The following is a 20,597-nucleotide window of genomic DNA, read 5'->3' as shown; positions in this document are numbered from 1 at the left end:
CCGCCCGGCCCCTGCCTTTCAGCTGTCCCGAGCGCCTTGGTTGCGGCCTTGCAGGCGCGCAGACCGTCGGATTGTGATGGCCCGGGCCCAGCGGTGTCGCTTCATTTATTTCCGTATATCATGGCCACGGATTTCGGCAATTTACCCGATCGGCGCATATGGTAGTGGGCGTTGCACAGGAGCGCATCACCATGAGTACCGCCAGCGACGCCCGGTTCTGGGACAGGGTTTCCCGGAAATACGCCAAGGACGCCATTGCCGACCCGGGCGGCTATGAGCGCACCCTGGAGCGGACCCGCGCCCTGCTGAAACCGGACGACCGGGTGCTGGAACTGGGCTGCGGGACCGGAAGCACGGCGCTGCGACTGGCCGGCGATGTGCGGAGCTATCTGGCGACGGACCTTTCCGCCGGCATGATCGCGATCGCCAGGGAGAAGCATGCCGCCCATGACATGTCCGCGCTAACCTTCCAGATCGCAACCGCCGAAGCCCGGACGTTCGATGTCGGGCGGTACAATGCCGTGTTGGGTTTCAACTATCTCCACATGGTCCGCCACCTTCCGGGCACGCTGCGGCGCATCCATATCCTGCTGGCCCCGGGCGGCCTGTTCATATCCAAGACGCCCTGTCTGGGAGACATGAACCCGCTGATCAGCCGCGCCCTGCTGCCGGTGATGCGCGCGGTCGGCAAGGCTCCGCATGTCAGCGTCTTCCGGCAGGCCGAGTTTTGCCGGAGGGTGAGCGACGCCGGCTTCGACATCCTCGCCACCGAGAACCACGCGACCAGGGGCAACGACCGCCGTCCCTTCATCGTGGCCCGCAAGCGGTGACCTGAGCCGGCGAAGTCCCGCAGGCGCAGGGTTCGTGGGCCCGGCCGGCCGTCTAGGACCTTGGCCGCTTCCCGTCGATCAGCACCGCCTGTTGCCAGCGGCCGGGCGCCTTGTCGGTGCGGTGGATACAGCCGGACCAGCAGCAGGGGCGCTTCTTGCCTTCCTGCATTTCCTCGATCGTCCGCTGGATGCGGCGCTGTCGGGTCGCGGGTTGTTTGGCGTCCTCGACCCAGCAGATGAACTCGTTGCGCCCGAGCGGCGTCAGGCCCTGCCACAGGGCAAGGGCGTCCGGGTCGGACTGAATGGCGGATTGAAGGTCGGCGCCGGCGAGGTGGACGACGCCCTGTGCAAAGTCGGTCATGCCGCCTCCTTCCCGGAGGCCCTACCCTAACCCCGCCCCTCCGGGTGGAAGAAGCCGTAAATCCGCTCCGCCAGCGGCTGGTTGATCCCGTCGACCTTGACCAGATCGACCACCGAGGCGCGGCCGACGCCCTTGGCGGAGCCGAAGGCGTGCAGCAGGGCCTTCTTGCGGCCCGGGCCGACGCCCTCGATCTCGTCGAGCGGGTTCTTCTTGATGTCCATCGAACGGCGGGTGCGGTGGGCCCCGTTGGCGAAACGGTGGGCCTCGTCGCGCAGACGCTGGATGTAATAGAGCGCCGGCGATTTCATCGGCAGCATGAAGGGCGGCTTGCCCGGCATGAAGAAATGCTCCTTGCCGGCGTCGCGGTCCGGGCCCTTGGCCACGCCGACGGCGAGGATCTCGTCCAGGCCCAGGTCGGCCAGCACGGCCAGCACCTCGGCCAGCTGGCCGGCGCCGCCGTCGATCAGCAGCAGGTCGGGGCGGACCACCTCCTCGCCCGCATCCTCGTCCTTCACCAGACGGCCGAAGCGGCGGCGCATGACCTCGCGCATCATGCCGTAGTCGTCGCCGGGGGTCAGGTCCTCGCCCTTGATGTTGAACTTGCGGTACTGCGACTTCTGGAAGCCCTCGGGCCCGGCCACGACCATGCCGCCGACGGCGTTGGTGCCCTGGATGTGGGCGTTGTCGTAGATCTCGATCCGCTCGGGCCGGCTGTCCAGACCGAAGGCCTCGCAGACCTCGTCGAGGATTTTGCCCTGGGCCGAGCCCTCGGCCATCTTGCGGCCCAGCGCCTCGCGGGCGTTGGTCAGGGCGTGATCGACGAGGCTGAGCTTGTCGCCGCGCATCGGGCGGGCGATCTCGACCTTTCGTTCCGCCTTCAGGGAGAAGGCCTCTTCCAGAAGTTCCAGCTCGTGCGGGCGCTCGTTGGACAGGATGAGGCGCGGCACCGGCCGGTCCTCGTAGAACTGGCCGAGGAAGGCGGCGAGGATTTCAGGGTCGGTATCGGTCTTGTCGACGCGCGGGAAATAGGCCCGGCCGCCCCAGTTCTGGCCGCCGCGATAGAAGAAGACCTGGACGCAGGCCTGGCCGCCTTCGGAGAACAGGGCGAAGACGTCGGCCTCGGCGACGCCGTCGGCGCTGACGGAATTCTCCATCGAGATGGCCGACAGGGCGCGGATGCGGTCACGGACGCGGGCGGCCTGTTCATAGTCCATGGCCTCGGCGGCGGCGCTCATCTCGTCGGACAGGCGGGCGATGACGGCGCGCGACTTGCCCTTCAGAAAGGCCGAGGCCTCGTCGACCAGGCCGGCGTAGTCCTCGAGCGAGATCAGGCCGGTGCAGGGGGCCGAGCAGCGCTTGATCTGGTGCAGCATGCAGGGCCGGGTGCGGGTCTCGTAGACGCTGTCGGAACACGACCGCAGCAGGAACGCCTTCTGCAGGGTGTTCAGCGTCCGGTTCACCGCCCAGGTCGAGGCGAAGGGGCCGAAATAGTCGCCGGGCGTGGTGTGGGCCCCGCGGTGCTTGCGGACCTGCGGCGCGCGGTGGTCCTTGCGGATCATCAGTTCGGCGAACGACTTGTCGTCGCGCAGCACCACGTTGAAGCGGGGCTTCAGCTGTTTGATGAAGCTGGATTCGAGCAGCAGGGCCTCGGTCTCGGAGGCGGTGATGACCAGCTCCATCGAGCGGGTCAGGGAGACCATCAGCCCGATGCGCTGGGTGTGGAACCGGCCCTGCGCATACTGAAGGATGCGCTTCTTGATCGACTTCGCCTTGCCGACATAGAGGCAGGTCCCGTCCTCGCCATACATGCGGTAGACGCCCGGCTTGTCGGGCGCGCGGCGGGCCTCGTCGCGGATCAGGTCGGCGGCCTTGAGGGCGCCGGGATCGTTCGCGGTCTCGGGAATCGGGGCCTCGGTCATCGGGACCGATATAGGCCTAGAAGCGGCGGACCATAAGGACGCCGCCCAGCACCATCAGCACGCCGGCGACCCGGCCCCAGCTGATCGGCTGTTTCGGCATGCCCATGGCTCCGAAATGATCGAGGGCGATGCTGAGCAGCAACTGGCCGGCCACCATGAGGATGATGGTCGTCGCGACGCCGAGCCGCGGCACGCCCCAGGCCGCGGCGACCACGAAGATGGCGCCGTACAAGCCGCCGACCCAGGCGTACCAGGGCAGGGCCCGCGAGGCGGCCATGTCGGGCCGGGTCTGGAGGATGACGGCGAGAATGCCGAGCGCCGCCGTGCCGACGGCGAAGGAGACGAAGGCGGCGTTCACCGGCGAGCCGACGGCGGTCATCATCTTCGCATTGGTCGGCGCCTGCAGGGCGGTGGCGGCGCCGCCGAAGACGACGGCGATCATGGCGAGGAGCGAGGGGTTCATGGACTCTGGCTACCAGCTTGTCGCGGGGTCCGCACCGCAGAAGATTTCCGTCAGCCGGTCCCGCGTCGCCCGATGTGTATCTTCCGGCAGGGCGCCGACGTCGAACCAGCCGATGTCCGCGATCTCGCCGTGGCTGGTGCGGTCAGTCAGGGCGAAGCGGTCGATGCGATAGACCAGCACATGGTCGCCGCGGAAGAAGCGCTCGTTGGCGTGGATGCTGACCAGGGCCGGACGGTCCTCAATGATGACTCCAGCCTCCTCGCGCATCTCCCGGATCAGGGCGTCCTCGCAGGACTGGCCGCGCTCGACCCCGCCGCCGGGCAGCCACCAGCCGTGCAGATAGGTGTGTTTGACCAGCAGGACCCGGCCGTCGGCGTCGATCGCCACGCCGCGCACGCCGAGGGTCATGCCGCGGCTGATCCGCGACCATGCGAAGAACAGGGGGCGGGTGAAGGGCTCGATCAGGGTGCGCCACGTCGTCATGGGATGACGATAGGCCGTCATGCGTTCTTGAACACCCGCGCGCAGGCCTTTATTGCGGGCGCGCTAAAGGAGCGTTTCCATGCTGGCCCTCTACATCATCCTCGGCTTCGTCGCCGTTCTCGCCCTGATCAATTTCGTCGAGTTCGGCCGGGTTGACTGACGTCTCCGCCCCTGGGCGTGAAGGGGGGCGCGGCGCCGCCCTCGTCACCGGCGGGGCGAAGCGCATCGGCCGGGCGATCTGCCTTGAACTGGCCGCCGCCGGCTTCGACGTGGCCATCCATCATCGCGATTCGGCGGACGATGCCGCGCGCGTCGCGGACGAGATCAAGGCCATGGGCCGGCGCGCTGTCTGCCTGTCGGCCGATCTCGCCGACGTGGTCGCCACCCACGCCCTGATCGGTCGTGCAGCCGAGGCGCTCGGCCCGCTGACGGTGCTGGTCAACAACGCCTCGGTGTTCGCCGACGACCGGCTGGAGAGCCTCACCGGCGAGAGCTGGTCGGCGCATATGGACGTCAATCTGCGGGCGCCCGTGTTGCTGGCCCAGGTGTTCGCGGCCCAGGCGCCCGACGGCTCGGCTATCGTCAATATTCTCGACCAGCGGGTGCTGAAGCCCGATCCGCGCTTCTTCTCCTACGGCCTGTCCAAATCGGCCCTGTGGGTCGCGACCCGGACCATGGCCCAGGCGCTGGCGCCGCGCATCCGCGTCAATGGCGTCGGGCCGGGACCGACCCTGCCGTCGGTGCATCAGGCGGCGGGGGAGTTCGAGGCCGAGGCCCGCGCCACGCCGCTGCAACGCGCGGGCAGTCCAGAGGCCGTCGCCGACGCCGTGCGATGGCTGGTGGACGCCGGGCAGGTGACCGGCCAGATGATCGCCGTCGACGGGGGCCAGCACCTGGCCTGGCAGACCCCGGACATCCTGGAGTAACCCTTGACCGTCTCTCCCCTGCCCTTTCCCGCCGCCGAGGCGCCCCGACGCGAGGGCCTGACCGTGTTCGTGCGCGGCCTGCGGGTCGAGGCGGGCATCGGCGTGCACGACCATGAACTGGGGCGGCTGCAGCCGCTGGTCATCGATGTGACGCTGGAGCTGACGCCCGCGGCGGTCGAGCGGCTGGCCGACACCATCAACTACGAGACCGTCGCCCAGGCGGCGCACGCTATCGTGGCCGAGGGCCATGTCGGACTGGTCGAGACCTTCGCCGAACGGCTGGCCTCGGCCTGCCTGGATGACGGACGGGTGCGGCGCTGCACGGTGCGGATCGAAAAGCCCGGCGCGCTGGACGGGGCCGCCGCCGCGGGCTGCGAGGTGGTGCTGGCGCGCTGACCGGCGCCCCTGCGCGGTTGCGCCGACGGCAAGGCGCGGTCATTACTTGGACCGGACTGAAGGATATCCGATGGCCGAACCCGGCGATCTCCCCCCCAGGAAAGACCCATTGGACGACCTTGGGGACGACCACGACGACGACCTGATCGGCTTCGCCTCGCCGGCGTCGCTGCAGGGCCGCGCCCGCGTGCCGGAGCCTGAGCCCGAGCCGGAACCGGAACCGGAACTGTTCGATACGATCGAGGACGAACCGCCGCTGCCCGAGCCTGAGTCGGAACCCGTCCCGACCGCGGCCGAATCCATTTTCCAGCCCTCGCGGGCGTTTTCGACGCGCGGCCGCCGGCGTCAGGAATCCGCACCCCTGCCGGGCGGCGGCATGGGGCTGTACGCCGTCTATGCCCTGATCCTGTTCGCCGTGCCGACCATGGGCGTGTCGGCGGCGATCGGTCTGTTCGCCGTCACCGGACGGGCGGGTCCCGACGATGAGCTGTCGTCGTCGCATTTCGTCTATCAGCAGCGCACCCTGTGGGCCGCGGCGGTGGCGGCGGTGGCCGGGGTGATCCTGCTGGCCGCGCCCTTTGCGCTCGGCGTGCCGATCCTGTTCGCCCTCGCCATCTGGTTGGTGGTCCGCGGCGCTTCGGGCGTCTGGGCCCTGAAGTCCGGCCGGGCGATCGCCGATCCGCGCGGCTGGTGGATCTGACGGAGTGACGCCATGACTGAACAGACCCCGGCCAAGGGCGAGGAGCCGCGGTTCGCGACCGGCCATGAGTCCGAGAGCAAGCCGGCAGCGCTGATCGCCTGGGGCCTGTACATCCTGTCCCTGCCCAGCGCGAACCTGCTGGTCATCGTCGGCCTGATCGTCGCCTATGCCGGGCGCGGCGGCTCGGACGGCCTGACGCGGGCCCATATCGACGCCCAGATCGGCCTGTTCTGGTCGGTGTTCTGGTGGACCATCCTGCTGTGGATCGGCGTCGCCGTCTGTGTGATCGGAGTCTTCACCGTGCCGGCGGCGGGCGTCTTCCTCGTGCCGCTCGGGATCATCCTGCTGCTGGCGCTGCTGTTCCTCACGGTCTGGTTCACGATCAAGAGCATCATCGGCCTGATCAACCTGCTCGGCGACCGCGCCCCCTGAGGCGCCGGCGCGACGGTTTCTGACGGAAGCCGAGGTTCACGGGTTTTCGGGGAACGCCCCTGCCGTGTCCGTGTTGGCTGGATGTCCGCTCCCAGACACAGTCGAGGCCGCTCATGACCGATTTCCGCGACGTCCGCGCCGATCAACGGTTCGAACAGGGGTTCGCCGATCCGGAGGGCCAGATCCGCACCGTCTTCGCCGACTATGCGGTGCAGGGATCGACGCGCGCGATCCTGCATGTCGAGGCCGATCCGGCGCTGCGCGGCACAGGCGCGGCGGGACGGTTCATGCAGGCCCTGGCCGAACACGCGCGGGCCGAGGGGCTGAAACTGGCGCCGCGGTGCAGCTATGCCGTCGCCTGGCTGAAACGGCATCCCGAGTTCGACGACCTCAGGAGCTGAGCCGCCCGCGCAATTCCCGATGGAGCGGAGAGGCCCTCGCGCGCATTGTAGTGTTCGACGACCCGGAGCCACCCCATGCCCGACCTCGACCTGTCCTCCCTCAGCGCCGCCGCGGGGCCGATGCAGACCTGGGTGCTGCCGGCGCTGCTGGGGCTGGGGCTGGCCTCCGCCACGGGCCTGCGCACCTTCCTGCCCCTGCTGATGCTGGCGCTGTCGGCGAAGTTCGAGATGTTCGGCGTGCGCCTGATCGACCAGATGGACTGGCTGGTGTCCTGGCCGGCCATCGCGGCGCTGGCGACGGCGACGGTGGCGGAGTTCGCGGGCGACAAGGTGCCGGCCATCGATCACGGGCTGAACGCCATCGGCTATGTGACCCGGCCGATCGCGGGGGCGGTGGCGGCGGGCAGCGTGTTCTGGAACGTCGACCCGTCGACGGCGGCCCTCGCCGGCCTGATCGTCGGCGCGCCGGCGGCGCTAGCCTTCAATGCGGCGCAGACGGGGGTCAGGGTCGGATCGACGGCGACCACTGGCGGGCTGGGCAATCCGCTGGTCTCGCTGGTCGAGGACGTGCTGGCCTTCCTGACCGTGATCGTCGCCTTCCTGGCGCCGATCCTGATCCCGATCGTCATGATCCTGCTCGCGATCGTGGTGTTCCGGCTGGCGCGGCGCATCCGCGACCGGAACGAGCCGCGGACGGTCTAGAGCGTCCGGCTGACCACGGCCTTGAGGGTCTGCGCCTTGGCGGGAAGATCGGACGCCAGACGTCCGGCCAGTTCGCGGGCCCCGACCGGATAGGCGTCGCCCCCGTCGGCGATTTCCTGCGCCATGGCGGCGGCCTCAAGCAGCAGCTTTTCCAGCGCCTCGACCTGTTCGACGGCGAGGGCGCGCGCTTCCATCTGCAACCGTTTGACCCGGTCCGCCGTGGTCACGGGCGGGCGCATCAGGTCGTAGATCTCGGCCTCGGCGGAGACGAGGTGGAGATCGGGCTTGGCGGGTCGGGTCTTGCGCATGGCGGGGTCTCCTGGCCCACCCAATGCGAAGCGGCGCCGTGGCGTTCCCCTGCCGGGCGAGCCGGCTGTGGGTTGTCGGAGGTGTGTGTCCGCTGAATCACAGGCCCGGCGCCGGGGGTTCAGGCCGCCTCGCCCCGGAGCTCCAGCCGCGCCTCGGCCTCGCGCACGGCGTCCACGGCGCGGTCGACGACCTCAAGCCCCGCCCCGGCCGCGATGGACTCGACCGTGAGGATGCGGCGGAAGGCGCGCGCGCCCGGGCGGCCGTGCATCAGGCCCAGCATGTGCCGCGTCATGGCCGGCAGAAGCACGCCCTCCTCCAGCCGCGCCGCCAGATAGGGGCGGTAGCGGTCGATGGCGGCGAAGGCGTCGACGTCCGGCGTCGCGGCCCCATAGAGGCGGCGGTCGGCCTGACCGAGGATGGCCGGCTCATGATAGGCGGCGCGGCCCAGCATGACGCCGTCCAGCTGGACGCCATCGCTGTCATCGAGGTGCGCCTCGGCCTCGTCCAGCGAGGCGATGCCGCCGTTGATCGAGATCGACAGATGGGGCCGCTCGCGCTTGAGCCGACGGACCAGCGCATAGTCGAGCGGCGGCACGTCCCGGTTTTCCTTGGGCGACAGCCCCTTCAGCCAGGCCATGCGGGCGTGGACGACGAAGATCTCGATGCCGACGGCGGCGCAGGCGTCGACGGTGGCGAACAGCGAGACCTGCGGGTCCTGGTCGTCGACGCCGATGCGGCATTTGACGGTGGCGGGGACGGAGACTGCGTCCTTGATCGCGGCCATGCAGTCGGCGACCAGCTGCGGCTCGCGCATCAGACAGGCGCCGAAGCGGCCCGACTGGACCCGGTCAGAGGGGCAGCCGACGTTCAGATTGATCTCGTCATAGCCGAAGGCCGCGCCGATCCGCGCGGCCTCGGCCAGCTGGGCCGGGTCCGAGCCGCCCAGTTGCAGGGCGACCGGATGTTCGACGGCGTCGAAGCCCAGCAGCCGCTGCTGGTCGCCGTGCAGCACCGCCGGGGCGGTGACCATCTCGGTGTAGAGCAGGGCCTCGGTCGTCAGGGCGCGGTGGAACGCCCGGCAGTGCCGGTCGGTCCAGTCCATCATGGGCGCGATCGAGAGGCGGCGGTTCATCGGGCGCGGGCTCTACACCAAAGCGGGGGCGGAGGCGACTGTCAGGCCCCGGCCTTTTCGCGCTCGTCCTCGTCCTCCAGCACCTCGGCGGCCTCCTCGTTGAGGGCCCGGCCCTCGCGGCGGGGTTTGACATAGGGGGCGGGCTGGGGCGTGGCGATGTTGCCGCGCATCAGGGAGCGCCCGGCCTGGAGCCCGCCGGAGAGCTGCAGGGTGAAGCGCTCCTCGTCGCGACGGCGGACGTCCTCGATGGTCTCGCGCGCCTCCTCATCGGAGAAGCCGAGGTCGATCAGCACCTGGTGGCCGAAGACCAGGGCGCTCTCGAAGGTCTCGCGCAGCTGGTATTCCACCCCGGCCTCGACCAGACGAATGGAATGACCGCGGTCGAAGGCGCGGACGAACAGCTTGGTCAGGGGAAACTCCGCCTTGACCAGTTCGACGATGCGGTCGGCGACCTCGGGCTTGTCGACGCAGACCAGGACGGTCTCGGCCTTCTCCGCTCCGGAGGCGCGCAGGACGTCGAGCCGCGAGCCGTCGCCATAGAAGACCTTGAACCCGAAATTGCCGGCGGCCTGGATCATCTCGACATCCATGTCGATGATGGAGACGTCGACATCGCGGGCCAGCAGCGGCTGGGACACGACCTGGGCGAAGCGGCCAAAGCCGATGATCAGCACCCGTTCGCGCAGGTTGTCGGCGCGGTCCACGCCTTCGGCATCGTCCGGCGAGAGGGCCTCGTTCGGACGCAGCCGGTCGGCCAGCATGACCCTGAGCGGGGTCAGGGCCATGGACAGGATGACGACGGCCGAGAGGATGGCGGCGGTGCGGGCGTCGAACAGGCCGGCGGCGAAGGCGGTGGAATAGAGGACGAAGGCGAACTCGCCGCCCTCGCCCATCAGGGCCGCGCGCAGCAGGCCCTCGCCGTGCTTCTGGCGGATACGGGCGACGGCGTAGACGGCGATCATCTTGGCCGACATGAAGGCGGCCAGCCCGCCCAGCACCCAGGCCCAGTCGGCGATGACCACGCGCAGGTCGAGCGACATGCCGACACTGAGGAAGAACAGGCCCAGCAGCAGACCGCGGAAGGGTTCGACGTCGGCCTCGAGCTGGTGGCGGAAGGTCGATTCCGACAGCAGGACGCCGGCGAGGAAGGCGCCCATGGCCATCGACAGCCCGCCGAGGTTCATGGCCCAGGCCGCACCCAGGACGACCAGCAGGGCGCCCATGGTCATCACCTCGCGGCCCCCGTAGCGGGCCAGCAGGCGGAAGAAGGGGTTCACGATCCAGCGACCGGCGACATAGACCAGGGCCACGGCCGCGATGGCCAGACCGATGGTCATCCAGATCGGATAGCCGGTCTCGACCGACGACCCGTAGGCGCCGGCCAGCACCGCCACCAGCGCCAGCAGCGGCACGATGGCGAGGTCCTCGAACAGCAGGATGGAGACCACCCGCTGGCCGCCCGGCTCGGCGTTCTCGTTGCGCTCCTGCAGCAGCTGCATGACGATGGCCGTGGACGACAGGGCGAAGCCGAAACCGGCGATCAGGGCGGCGTACCAGGCGAGACCGGCGAGCAGGGCGAGGCCGGTCAGCAACAGGGCGCAGGCCAGCACCTGCACGGCGCCGAGGCCGAAGATCTCCTTGCGCAGGCTCCAGAGGCGGGCGGGTCGCATCTCCAGGCCGATGATGAACAGGAACATGACGACGCCGAACTCGGCGACGTGCAGCACGGACTGGGGGTCGCGCACCACGCCCAGCGCGGACGGTCCGATCAGCAGGCCGGCGGCCAGATAGCCGAGCACGGCGCCGAGTCCGAAGCGGCGGAACAGGGTGGCGGCGACGACCATGGCCGCCAGCAGCGCCACCGCGTGGCCCAGGCCCATACTGGTCGTCTCGTGCATCTCGCGTCCCCTGCGGCGTCGCAGGATAGTGGGGGGAGATGCGGCGATGCGCCACCCCGCGAGCCGTATCCACCGTCAGGCTTCGTCAGAACCGCGCGCCACAGTTTCGCCCGAGGCGGGGATGCCTCATGGTGATCACACAACCAAGGGGAGATGCGCGATGTCGAAGCGTCCGTTGAAACAAACCCTCGTCGGGCTGGTCAGCCTGGCCTTGGCTGCGCCGATGGCGCCCCTGCCGGTGATGGCCCAGGAGGGCCGGGCGATCGATCCCGACAAGCCTTCGGACGGGGTAGTCTCGGCCGCCGCCTGCCGGGTGTTCGGCTTTACGCTGCCGGAAGAGCGCAACGCCGACACTGTGGGCAGCGTCGCGACGGGCCGGGCCCTGGCGATGGCGCCGCCGCCTATGGCCCCGCCACCACCGCCACCACCTCCTCCTCCGCCGCCGCCGCCTTCTGCTCCTCCGCCTCCGCCCGCCGGCTACATCACGATGAACGAAGTCGGGGTTTCCGGGTCGCGTGCGCCAACCCCGCCGCCGCCGGGCGTCATCACCCCGCCACGGCCGGCCGACACCGAACGCTATCCCGACGCCACGCCCAACCCGGTGCGTCGCGTCGCCGATGAACCGGTCTCGACCTTCTCGATCGACGTCGACACGGCCAGCTATTCCAACGTCCGGCGTTTCATCGACGAAGGCCGCGCCCCGCCGGCCGACGCGGTGCGGGTCGAGGAGCTGATCAACTACTTTGATTACGGCTATGAGCGGCCGACCTCGGCGACGCAGCCGTTCGCCATCACCACGGCGGTCACGGCCTCGCCGTGGGGGCCGGGGCGCCAGATCGTCCACGTCGCCCTGCAGGGCTATGAGCTGCCCGAGAGCGAGCGGCGGCCGCTGAACCTGACCTTCCTGGTCGACGTCTCGGGTTCGATGGGCAGTCCCGACAAGCTGGTCCTGGCGCAGAAGGCGATGAACCTGATCATCGACCGGCTGCGGCCGCAGGACACGGCGGCGGTGACCTTCTACGCCGAGGGGGCGGGCACCCGTCTGGCCCCGACGCCGGGCGACCAGAAGCTGAAGCTGCGCTGCGCCGTGGCCAGCCTCTACGCCTCGGGCGGCACGGCCGGCGCGACCGGCATGACCAACGCCTATGACCAGGCCCAGGCGAACTTCGCACGCGACCGGGTCAACCGCATCCTGATGTTCACCGACGGCGACTTCAACGTCGGCGTCACCGACAACATGCGGCTGGAAGACTATGTCGAGGCCAAGCGCGAAACCGGCATCTATCTGTCGGTCTATGGCTTCGGGCGCGGCAACTACCAGGACGCGCGGATGCAGACGATCGCCCAGGCCGGCAACGGCACGGCGGCCTATGTCGACGACCTGAACGAGGCGCGGCGGCTGTTCGGGCCGGCCTTCGACCGGGGCGCCTTCCCCATCGCCGACGACGTCAAGATCCAGGTCGAGTTCAACCCGGCGCGGGTCAGCGAGTACCGGCTGATCGGCTATGAGACCCGGCTGTTGAACGAGGCCGAGTTCAACAACGACCGCGTCGACGCCGGCGAGGTCGGTTCGGGCGCCTCGGTGACAGCCCTGTACGAGATCACCCCCGTGGGCGGACCCAGCCAGATGGGCGAGCGGCGCTACCCCGAGAACCGCAACAGCCTCGGCGTCGGCGGCGGCGATCCGGACGGCGAGGTCGGCTTCGTGCAGGTCCGGTTCAAGCTGCCGGGCGAGCGCGACTCACAGCTGATGCAGCGGGTGCTGGCGAACGCGCCCAACCTGAGCGCCGCGAGGGCGCAGCCGCCGGAGAGCACGCGCTGGGCCATCGCCGTGGCCGCCTTCGGCCAGCGGCTGCGCGGCGACCCCTGGCTGGGCGACGGCTTCGACTGGGACGCGGTGCTGGAACAGGCGCAGGGCGCGCGGGGGGATGATCCGTACGGGGAGCGGGCGGAGTTCGTGCAGATGATCCGGGCGGCGCAAGGACTGCCGGCAAGGACGGCGCCGTAGGGGCCTGATCCCTTCTCCCATTGGGAGAAGGTGGCCCGAAGGGCCGGATGTGGGTCGGCTGGTTGAAGCGGCGAAGCCGCCCCGGGGCGGTCGACCCACACCCTTTCGCGCAAGGACGACGGCTTCGCCGCCGTCCGCTCAAGCCCTCTCCCAATGGGAGAGGGAACGGGGCATGGTCGCCTCGTGACCGACACCCTCTCCGCCAGGACCGCCCGCCGCATCGCCCTGGCCGCCCAGGGGTTCGGGCGCGCGCAGCCCGCCGCGCCGGGCCGGAGCCACGTCCGCGACGTCGCCCGGAAGCTGGGCGTGATCCAGATCGACAGCGTCAACGTCGTCACCCGCACCCATTATCTGCCGGGCTTTTCGCGGCTGGGGGACTATCCGCGCGAGGCGCTGGAGGCCGAGGCCTGGGGGGCGCGGCGGGGACTGTTCGAATACTGGGGGCATGAGGCGTCGATGCTGCCGCTGGAGCTGCAGCCGCTGCTGCGCTGGCGGATGGATCGGGCGAAGGACGGCGCCATGTGGACCGGCCTGTCGCGGTTCGGGCGCGAGAAGGCCGACTATATCGAGGGGGTCCTGGCCGAGATCGAACGGCGCGGGCCGGTCACGGGCGGCGATTTCGCGTCAGGCCCGCGCGGGGCGCCGGGCTGGTGGTCGTGGTCGGACGGCAAGCGGGCGCTGGAGTGGCTGTTCTGGGCCGGGCTGATCACGACAAAGACGCGGAACGGTTTCGAGCGGGTCTATGACCTGACCGAACGCGCCCTGCCCGCCCGCATCGTCGACCTGCCGACGCCGACCGAGGCGGATGCGCAGCGGGAGCTGGTGCGCATATCGGCGCGGGCCATGGGCGTGGCGACGGCGGCGGACCTGCGGGACTATTTCCGCCTGCCGCTGGCCGATGCGCGCGACCGGATCGCGGAACTGGTCGAGGCGGGGGAGCTGACGCCCGTCGCGGTGAAGGGCTGGCGGCATGCGGCGTATCTGGCGGCCGGGGCGAAGTCGCCGCGCAAGGTCGCGGGCGCGGCGTTGCTGTCGCCGTTCGACAACCTGATCTGGACCCGCGACCGGACCGAGCGGTTGTTCGGGGTCAAGGTGCGGCTGGAGATCTACACGCCCGCCCACAAGCGGGCCCACGGCTACTATGTGCTGCCGTTCCTCGAGGACGAGGCGATCACGGCGCGGGTCGATCTGAAGTCGGACCGCAAGGCCGGGCGGCTGCTCGTGCAGGCGGCCTGGCGCGAGCCGGATGCGACGCCGGAGACGCCGGCGCGCCTGGCGGCGGAGCTGCGGCGGATGGCCGGGTGGCTGGGGCTGGGGGATGTCGAGGTGGTCGGGAAGGGCGATCTGGCGGAGGCGTTGGCCGACGTGATCTGACCCTTCTCCCATTGGGAGAAGGTGGCGCGTAGCGCCGGATGTGGGTCGGATGGTTCAGTCGGCGTGAGCCGCCGCTCCGGACAGCGACACGGCTACGCCGACGGAGACAGACGACCCTCACCCTTTCGCGCAAGGACGACGGCTCCGCCGCCGTGCGCTCAAGCCCTCTCCCGATGGGAGAGGGGTCACACGTCGAACTTCACCCCCTGGGCCAACGGCAGTTCGCGGCTGAAATTCACCGTCTGGGTCTGGCGGCGCATATAGGCCTTCCAGGCATCGGAGCCGCTCTCGCGCCCGCCGCCGGTGTCCTTTTCGCCGCCGAAGGCCCCGCCGATCTCGGCGCCCGAGGGGCCGATGTTGACGTTGGCGATGCCGCAGTCGGAGCCCCAGGCCGACAGGAAGGCCTCGGCCTCGCGGACGCTGTCGGTGAAGACGCAGGAGCTCAGGCCCTGGGGCACGGCGTTCTGCATCGCGACTGCTTCGTCGAAGTCGGACCAGGTCAGGACATAGAGGATGGGAGCGAAGGTCTCGTGCTCGACCACTGCTGTCTGGGAGGGCATGCGGACGATGGCGGGGCGGACGTAGACGCCGTCACGGTCGACCCGGTCGCCGCCGACAACGATCCGGCCGCCCTGTTCAACGGCCTGCGCCAGCGCCGTGTCGAAGCCGTGCGCCGAAGCCTCGTCGATCAGCGGGCCGATCAGGATGCCGTCTCCGCGCGGGTCGCCGACCGGCAGGGTCTCATACGCGGCCTTGAGACGCGCAATGAGGCCGTCGGCGATGCTCTCGTGGACCAGCAGGCGGCGCAGGGTGGTGCAGCGCTGGCCGGCGGTGCCGACGGCCGAGAAGGCGATGGCGCGGACGGCCATGTCGAGGTCGGCGCTCGGCGTGACGACCATGGCGTTGTTGCCGCCGAGCTCCAGCAGGCTGCGGCCGAGGCGGGCGGCGACGGTCTGGGCCACGGCCCGGCCCATGCGGGTCGAGCCGGTTGCGGAGACCAGCGGGATGCGGGGGTCGGCGGCGAGGGCCTCGCCGGCCTCGCGCCCGCCGATGACCAGCTGGGACAGGCCCGCGGGGGCGTCGCCGAACCGGGCGAGGGCACGGTCGAGGATGGCGTGGGTGGCGAGCGCCGTCAGCGGCGTCTTTTCCGACGGCTTCCAGATCACCGGGTCGCCGCAGACGAGAGCGAGGCAGGCGTTCCAGGCCCAGACAGCCACCGGGAAGTTGAAGGCCGAAATGACCAGCACCGGCCCCAGCGGCTGGTACGTCTCGCGCATGTGGTGGCCGGGCCGTTCGCTGGCGATGGTCAGGCCGTAGATCTGGCGCGACAGGCCGACGGCGAAGTCGCAGATGTCGATCATCTCCTGCACCTCGCCGAGGCCTTCGGAGACGATCTTGCCGGCTTCGAGGGTGACCAGGCGGGCGAGGTCGTCCCTGGAAGCGCGCAGCTCCTCGCCGAGCAGGCGGACCAGTTCGCCGCGACGCGGGGCGGGGAGGCGTTTCCACGGGTGGAAGGCGGCGACCGCGCGATCAGCGACGGCGTCGAGGTCGGGCGTTTCGGCGACCCGTCCGGCGACCGAGCCGTCGATCGGCGAGCGCGCTTCGAACCCGTCGGAACTCCAGACGGAGGCGGGCACGCCGAGGCGGGTCAGGATGTCACGGGATTCTGCGGCGGCGGTGTCGAGGGCGGTCATGGACGGGCTCCGGCTGGCCCGCGCGGCTTAGCGGGACCGCAGCCAAAGCGAAAGGGCCGCCCCGTCGCCGGGGCGGCCCTCTGTTCCGTCACGCCGGACCTACCAGCGGTCGCGGCGGTCCTGGCGGATCATGGCCTGGATCCGGTCCAGGCGGTAGCTCAGGTCCGCGTACTCGCGCCGGTTCAGACCATCACGGGCATAGCGCCATTCCAGACGGCGGTACTCGTCCATTTGCCAGGCCAGGCTGCGGGCCTCGCGCCGGCTGATGCGGCCGTTGTATTCCAGTCGATCGATCCGCTGTTCCAGCCTCTGGGCCTTGGCGCGCAGATCGTTGCCGTAGCCGCGGTCGTGGCCGTAGCCGTAGCCGTAGCCCTGGCTGTAGCCCGGCGAGCCGAAGCTGATGGAAAGGCCTGCGTTCTGGGCCAGCGCCGGCGTGGCCGTCATGACCGCCGTCGCCGCCAGCGTGGAAAGCAGGGCCTTCCGGATCATGGCGGGTTTCATTGTCGTAGTCCTCATCGTTCCGGCCCCGAGCGGACCGTGAGCGCAGATGACCACACGGGCCCTGACACGACCCTGAGAGCCCCGTTGTCTGGCAGTCAGCTTCCTGAACCGGAACCGGCGGGGGCGACGGGGGTTTTGACGACAGCCCCACCCAAGGAGACTCCCGATGAAAGTTCGCGACGTAATGAGCAAGGACGTCCAGGTCGCCCGGCCCGGCGACAGCCTCCAGGAAGTCGCCGCGCGCATGGCGGCCGGCGATTTCGGCTTCATGCCGGTGGCCGACGGCGACACCCTGATCGGCACGATCACCGATCGCGACATCGCCGTGCGCGCCGTGGCCGGCGGCGCCGCCTGCACCTCGCCGGTGGTGGAGTATATCTCGCGCGATCCGCACACCGCCCGGGCCGATGACGACCTGAAGACCGTGCTGGACGCCATGGGGACCAAACAGATCCGTCGCCTGCCGGTGCTGGACAAGGACGACCGGCTGGTCGGGGTCGTGTCGCTGGGCGACCTGTCCACGCGGGTGAAGGAAAAATACGCCGGCGAGGCGCTGGAAGAGATCTCGCGCACCTGATCCCGGCCGGGCGTTAAGGCCCGCTTCACCCTTTCGCCAAACCGGGCGTTCACCCCGCCGTGAGAGGGTTGCCGTCGAATACGGGAGACGCCGATGGCGCGCGCGCAATTCCAGAAGGGTCAGAAGGTCTGGGTCGAATGCGTCGGCGCATGGGCCCAGATCGAGAAGGTCCAGCCGGTCTGGGCCAAGGGATTCGAGGAGCCCGTGCGCGTCACCTATGACGTCGGACTGGGCCGCGAATTTCTCGGCCATGAGCTGCTGCTGCCGACCGATGACCCGACGGCGAACGCGGGCGAGACCTGGCGGCTGATGCGGGCCCGGAACAAGTGGCAGACGGCGGATGACTGTCCGCACCATCCCTTCCCCGGCACCTATCCCGTGGTGGTGACCGACAAGGCCGACTGGGGCGGCTGGCGCGTGCCCGGCGCCGAATACGACCGCGACCCCGACCAGATCGAATTCCAGGCCCGGCTGATCGCCGCCGCGCCGCGGCTGATGGCGCTGGCGGAGCGGCTGGCCGCCGCGGTCGAGGAGGCGCCCGACGACGCGCCGCCGGAAATGCAGTCGCTGGCCCGCGAGGCCCGGGCCGCGCTGAAGGCGGTCACCGACGTCCTGGCCCCGCCGTCCGACGGCGTGGCGGCGCCGACGCGGGAATCACAGGCGGCCTGAGCACAGTGGCCGTGACAAAAGGTTGATGGTTTCCAACCAAGCCTCGACAGGAATCCGCGACGCAGCCTAGATTCCGTTATCGCCGTCGAATCCTTGGGAGAGCGCCTTGCGGGGTGAAGAGCGCCGCATAACCAGCGAGGGTCGGCGTGCAGCCGATCGGCACAGGGGTCCGCCCCCCTGGATCCGCATCGCCACCCTGGCGCTCGCGCTGGCGATCACCGCCCATGTCCTGCTGATCGCGCGCACGATCGACCGTCAGGAGGCGACGGCGGCGGGCTTGCTCACGGGGATCGGCTGGAGCGAACTCTGGGTCCTGGGACCGCCGATCGCCATCGGTCTGTTCACGCTCGCGCTGGTCCTGCACATGCAGCGGCGTCAGCAGGGCATCAGTCGTGAGTGGGCGGCGTCAGAACGGCGCTTCCGCGGCGCGGTCGAGGCCGCGCGCTGCGGGGTCTGGGAGTGGGACACCGAAACCGACCTGATCAGCATCTCCGACTATATGGCCGAACTGATGGGGCTGGACCGGAGCGGCCCGATCCCGTCCGACGAACTGCTGGCTCGCATTCATCCGCGCTATCACGAAACCGTCCTGCACGCGCTGCGCCAAGCCCAGACGTTCGGGACCTTCGACGTCAGCTTTCCGGTCCCGGACGCCCAGGGACGGGCGCGCTGGATCGACGCCCGCGGCCAGGCGCGCGGCGACCGCGGCGACCACGGCTTCACCAGCGTTCTGGGCGTGGCCCTGGACACCACCGAGGCCCGGCGCGCCAAGGCCCAGGCCCAGGCCGCCGAGAGCCGGCTGCGCGACGGCATCGAGAGCGTGTCCGACGCCTTTGTCCTGTTCGACAAGGCGGGCCGGCTAATCCTTTCGAACCAGGCGTTTCAGGACGCCTTCGCCTTCGAGCCCGGGGTGCTGCGCAAGGGGGCGTTCAAACAGGATCTGAACCAGATCGCCGCCCTCGCCATCAAGTCGGACCAGCCGGCGGCCGGAGGCCGCGCCGGGGCGCGTGAGGTCGAACTGCACGACGGACGCTGGCTGCAGCTGATCGAGCGATTCACCTCGGACGGCGGCTCGGTGGTCACCGCGGCCGACATCACCGCCATCAAGCAGAAGGAGGCGGAACGTCAGCGCGCCACCGAACGGCTGCACGTCACCATCACCGAGCTGGAGGACCGCGAGGAGAAGCTGTCGCAGCTGGCGCGCAAATACGAGGTGGCGATGACCCGGGCGGAGGCGGCCAACCAGGCCAAGTCCGAATTCCTGGCCAATATGAGCCACGAGCTGCGCACGCCGCTGAACGCCATCAACGGCTTTTCGGAAATCATGGCGGGAGAGATGTTCGGGCCGCTGGGCGATCCGAAATACAAGGGCTATGCGGCCGACATCCTGAAGTCGGGCCAGCACCTGCTGTCGCTGATCAACGACGTGCTCGACATGGCCAAGATCGAGGCCGGCAAGCTGACGCTGCATTATGAGACCGTGTCGGTGAAGGAGGTGGTGGACGACGCCGCCCGCCTGATGCGCGGCAAGATCCAGGAGGCCGGGCTGAACCTGCTGGTCGATGCGCCGGAGCTGCCGGAGATCGACGCCGACTATCGCGGGCTGAAACAGGTGGTGCTGAACCTGATCTCCAACGCCGTGAAATTCACCCCCGAGGGCGGCCACATCGTCGTGGCCCTGTCGCGCGAGGACGACGATCGGCTGCGGGTGGCGGTGACCGATACGGGGATCGGCATCGCCGCGGAGGACCTGACCCGGCTGGCGCGACCGTTCGAACAGGTCGAGGGCCAGCATTCCAAGACGACGCAGGGAACGGGCCTGGGGCTGGCCCTGACCAAGTCGCTGATCGAATTGCACGGCGGGGCGCTGAGCATCGAGAGCGAGCCCGGACGCGGCACGACGGTGAGTTTCGACCTGCCGATCCGGCGACCGGGCCAGCCCGCCCAGACGCAGGCGCCGGCGCAGGCCCGCGCCGCCTGAGGACGTCAGGCCGGGGGCGTCGCCTTGCCGGAGTCCGCATGCGGATTGCGGGAGCCGCCGCCCCGGCCGCCGCTGCGGCCGCGGCGGGTCAGGATGTCGGACATCCCCTGCCGGTCTTCCGGCTCCAGCGTCGCCAGCAGGGCGACCGCGTCGGCTTCGAGCCGCGCCCGGCCGCGCAATTCGGCGGTGCGGGACTGTTCGAGCAAGGCGCGGGTCCGGTCCGCGTCGAAGGTTCCGGCGCGGGCCATCTCCACGGCCTGACGCCGTTTCAGCCGCGCTTCCTCGAAATCCGGATGGGCCGCCAGGGCCGAGGCCCGCAAGGCGCCGCGCACCCGCTCGCGGACGGCGGGATCGAGCTGCTCGATCAGCCGCATCGGCGAACCGGACCGGGCCGGACGGTGCTGGGCCTCGACCCGGTGCTCGACCTGGGCGCGGGTGACGAACAGGGTGGTCACGGCGGCGGCCGCAAACAGATTCAGCGCCACCGAGACGGCGAGGGCGATCTTCAGCGTCTTCGGGCTCATCCGAGCACCTCCATGTCGTCGACGCCGAGCAGGGAGGCCTGGTAGAGGACGGCCTCGGCCTGGGCGTCGGCGGTCAGGTGCGAGGTCATCATGACCCCGGCCACGACGCCGGCGCAGGCCGCGGCGGCCCAGCCCGCGCCCAGGGTGATCGTCAGCCGGTCGAGCCACCGGCGGCCTTCGCGCCGGGCCTTCAACCCGGCCCCGGCGGCCGAGGCGATGACCCGGTCCCGCAGGGCCATGGACGGATGGACGGCGCGGGAGGCGTGCAGCAGGGCGTCCGCCGCGTCGGCCTCGGCCAGGGCCGGGCCGACGCGGCG

General features: G+C 70.1%; 23 protein-coding genes. 12 read left to right on the top strand and 11 right to left on the bottom strand.

Annotation, left to right across the window (positions count from 1 at the left end; translation table 11 throughout):
- The first annotated feature begins 191 nt into the window (after positions 1–191).
- A complete protein-coding gene (locus B2742_RS02700; RefSeq protein WP_292062659.1) occupies positions 192–830 on the top strand; it encodes a class I SAM-dependent methyltransferase in 639 nt (212 codons plus the stop codon).
- Between the two features lie 52 nt (positions 831–882).
- Here B2742_RS02700 and B2742_RS02695 read toward each other — a convergent pair whose 3' ends face one another.
- Genes B2742_RS02695 through B2742_RS02680 form a run of 4 tightly spaced genes read right to left on the bottom strand, consistent with a single transcriptional unit; the run spans position 883 to position 4,077 of the window.
- Positions 883–1,191, bottom strand: a complete 309-nt coding sequence (locus tag B2742_RS02695) for a YdeI/OmpD-associated family protein (RefSeq protein ID WP_292062657.1) — start codon at positions 1,189–1,191, stop codon at positions 883–885.
- 26 nt (positions 1,192–1,217) lie between these two features.
- Positions 1,218–3,110 carry an excinuclease ABC subunit UvrC gene (uvrC, locus tag B2742_RS02690; protein ID WP_292062654.1) on the bottom strand — a complete coding sequence of 631 codons (1,893 nt, stop codon included), beginning with the start codon at positions 3,108–3,110 and terminating at the stop codon, positions 1,218–1,220.
- 16 nt (positions 3,111–3,126) lie between these two features.
- Complete coding sequence (locus tag B2742_RS02685; protein ID WP_292062650.1) at positions 3,127–3,573, bottom strand: DMT family transporter; 447 nt, start codon at positions 3,571–3,573, stop codon at positions 3,127–3,129.
- Positions 3,574–3,582: 9 nt separating this feature from the next.
- Positions 3,583–4,077, bottom strand: a complete 495-nt coding sequence (locus tag B2742_RS02680; protein WP_292062648.1) for an NUDIX domain-containing protein — start codon at positions 4,075–4,077, stop codon at positions 3,583–3,585.
- 131 nt (positions 4,078–4,208) lie between these two features.
- Between B2742_RS02680 and B2742_RS02675 the strand changes: the two genes are divergently transcribed.
- From B2742_RS02675 to B2742_RS02650, 6 genes are all read left to right on the top strand, one after another.
- A complete protein-coding gene (locus tag B2742_RS02675; RefSeq protein WP_292062647.1) occupies positions 4,209–4,982 on the top strand; it encodes an SDR family oxidoreductase in 774 nt (257 codons plus the stop codon).
- A gap of 3 nt (positions 4,983–4,985) precedes the next feature.
- A complete protein-coding gene (gene folB / locus B2742_RS02670) occupies positions 4,986–5,378 on the top strand; it encodes a dihydroneopterin aldolase (RefSeq protein ID WP_292062645.1) in 393 nt (130 codons plus the stop codon).
- Between the two features lie 109 nt (positions 5,379–5,487).
- Positions 5,488–6,078 carry a hypothetical protein gene (locus tag B2742_RS02665; RefSeq protein WP_292062643.1) on the top strand — a complete coding sequence of 197 codons (591 nt, stop codon included), beginning with the start codon at positions 5,488–5,490 and terminating at the stop codon, positions 6,076–6,078.
- Between the two features lie 12 nt (positions 6,079–6,090).
- Positions 6,091–6,510 (top strand): hypothetical protein, encoded by a 420-nt coding sequence (locus tag B2742_RS02660; protein WP_292062642.1) that lies wholly within the window; start codon positions 6,091–6,093, stop codon positions 6,508–6,510.
- Positions 6,511–6,623: 113 nt separating this feature from the next.
- Positions 6,624–6,911 (top strand): GNAT family N-acetyltransferase, encoded by a 288-nt coding sequence (locus B2742_RS02655; protein ID WP_292062640.1) that lies wholly within the window; start codon positions 6,624–6,626, stop codon positions 6,909–6,911.
- Between the two features lie 75 nt (positions 6,912–6,986).
- Positions 6,987–7,613: a DUF4126 domain-containing protein gene (locus B2742_RS02650; RefSeq protein WP_292062639.1), complete on the top strand. Its 627-nt coding sequence runs from the start codon at positions 6,987–6,989 to the stop codon at positions 7,611–7,613.
- Here the strand turns inward: B2742_RS02650 and B2742_RS02645 are convergent.
- The 3 genes from B2742_RS02645 to B2742_RS02635 form a co-directional block, all read right to left on the bottom strand.
- Positions 7,610–7,921, bottom strand: a complete 312-nt coding sequence (locus B2742_RS02645) for a hypothetical protein (RefSeq protein ID WP_292062638.1) — start codon at positions 7,919–7,921, stop codon at positions 7,610–7,612. The two genes, B2742_RS02650 and B2742_RS02645, sit on opposite strands and share 4 nt — an antisense overlap.
- Positions 7,922–8,040: 119 nt before the next feature.
- Positions 8,041–9,054, bottom strand: a complete 1,014-nt coding sequence (dusA, locus tag B2742_RS02640; protein WP_292062636.1) for a tRNA dihydrouridine(20/20a) synthase DusA — start codon at positions 9,052–9,054, stop codon at positions 8,041–8,043.
- Positions 9,055–9,095: 41 nt separating this feature from the next.
- Positions 9,096–10,952 carry a monovalent cation:proton antiporter-2 (CPA2) family protein gene (locus B2742_RS02635; protein WP_292062634.1) on the bottom strand — a complete coding sequence of 619 codons (1,857 nt, stop codon included), beginning with the start codon at positions 10,950–10,952 and terminating at the stop codon, positions 9,096–9,098.
- A gap of 160 nt (positions 10,953–11,112) precedes the next feature.
- Between B2742_RS02635 and B2742_RS02630 the strand changes: the two genes are divergently transcribed.
- Together B2742_RS02630 and B2742_RS02625 are read left to right on the top strand one after the other, a co-directional pair.
- Complete coding sequence (locus B2742_RS02630) at positions 11,113–12,960, top strand: vWA domain-containing protein (protein ID WP_292062633.1); 1,848 nt, start codon at positions 11,113–11,115, stop codon at positions 12,958–12,960.
- A 183-nt stretch (positions 12,961–13,143) separates the two neighbouring features.
- A complete protein-coding gene (locus tag B2742_RS02625; protein WP_292062631.1) occupies positions 13,144–14,334 on the top strand; it encodes a winged helix-turn-helix domain-containing protein in 1,191 nt (396 codons plus the stop codon).
- Positions 14,335–14,519: 185 nt separating this feature from the next.
- Here B2742_RS02625 and B2742_RS02620 read toward each other — a convergent pair whose 3' ends face one another.
- On the bottom strand, positions 14,520–16,028 hold the full coding sequence (locus B2742_RS02620; protein ID WP_292062629.1) for an aldehyde dehydrogenase family protein: 1,509 nt from the start codon (positions 16,026–16,028) through the stop codon (positions 14,520–14,522).
- Positions 16,029–16,127: 99 nt separating this feature from the next.
- Positions 16,128–16,529 (bottom strand): hypothetical protein, encoded by a 402-nt coding sequence (locus B2742_RS02615; RefSeq protein WP_292062627.1) that lies wholly within the window; start codon positions 16,527–16,529, stop codon positions 16,128–16,130.
- 166 nt (positions 16,530–16,695) lie between these two features.
- On the opposite strand from B2742_RS02615, the gene B2742_RS02610 reads away from it, so the two are divergent.
- The 3 genes from B2742_RS02610 (at position 16,696) to B2742_RS02600 (ending at position 19,756) form a co-directional block, all read left to right on the top strand.
- Positions 16,696–17,106 (top strand): CBS domain-containing protein, encoded by a 411-nt coding sequence (locus B2742_RS02610; protein WP_292062624.1) that lies wholly within the window; start codon positions 16,696–16,698, stop codon positions 17,104–17,106.
- Between the two features lie 93 nt (positions 17,107–17,199).
- Positions 17,200–17,775, top strand: coding sequence for a hypothetical protein (locus B2742_RS02605; protein ID WP_292062622.1), 576 nt, complete (start codon positions 17,200–17,202; stop codon positions 17,773–17,775).
- 106 nt (positions 17,776–17,881) lie between these two features.
- Positions 17,882–19,756 carry a PAS domain-containing sensor histidine kinase gene (locus B2742_RS02600; protein ID WP_292062620.1) on the top strand — a complete coding sequence of 625 codons (1,875 nt, stop codon included), beginning with the start codon at positions 17,882–17,884 and terminating at the stop codon, positions 19,754–19,756.
- Positions 19,757–19,761: 5 nt separating this feature from the next.
- On the opposite strand, the gene B2742_RS02595 is transcribed toward B2742_RS02600, so the two are convergent.
- Both B2742_RS02595 and B2742_RS02590 read right to left on the bottom strand, forming a co-directional pair.
- Positions 19,762–20,280 carry a periplasmic heavy metal sensor gene (locus B2742_RS02595; RefSeq protein ID WP_292062618.1) on the bottom strand — a complete coding sequence of 173 codons (519 nt, stop codon included), beginning with the start codon at positions 20,278–20,280 and terminating at the stop codon, positions 19,762–19,764.
- Positions 20,277–20,597, bottom strand: a 321-nt coding sequence (locus B2742_RS02590; protein WP_292062616.1) for a hypothetical protein, incomplete at its 5' end; no start/stop codon positions are given. The genes B2742_RS02595 and B2742_RS02590, both read right to left, overlap by 4 nt.

It is taken from the genome of Brevundimonas sp. UBA7664 (assembly GCF_002483305.1).
Lineage (GTDB): Bacteria > Pseudomonadota > Alphaproteobacteria > Caulobacterales > Caulobacteraceae > Brevundimonas.
The sequence above is the reverse complement of the archived record's forward strand: the minus strand, read 5'-3'. Positions and strand labels throughout refer to the sequence as shown.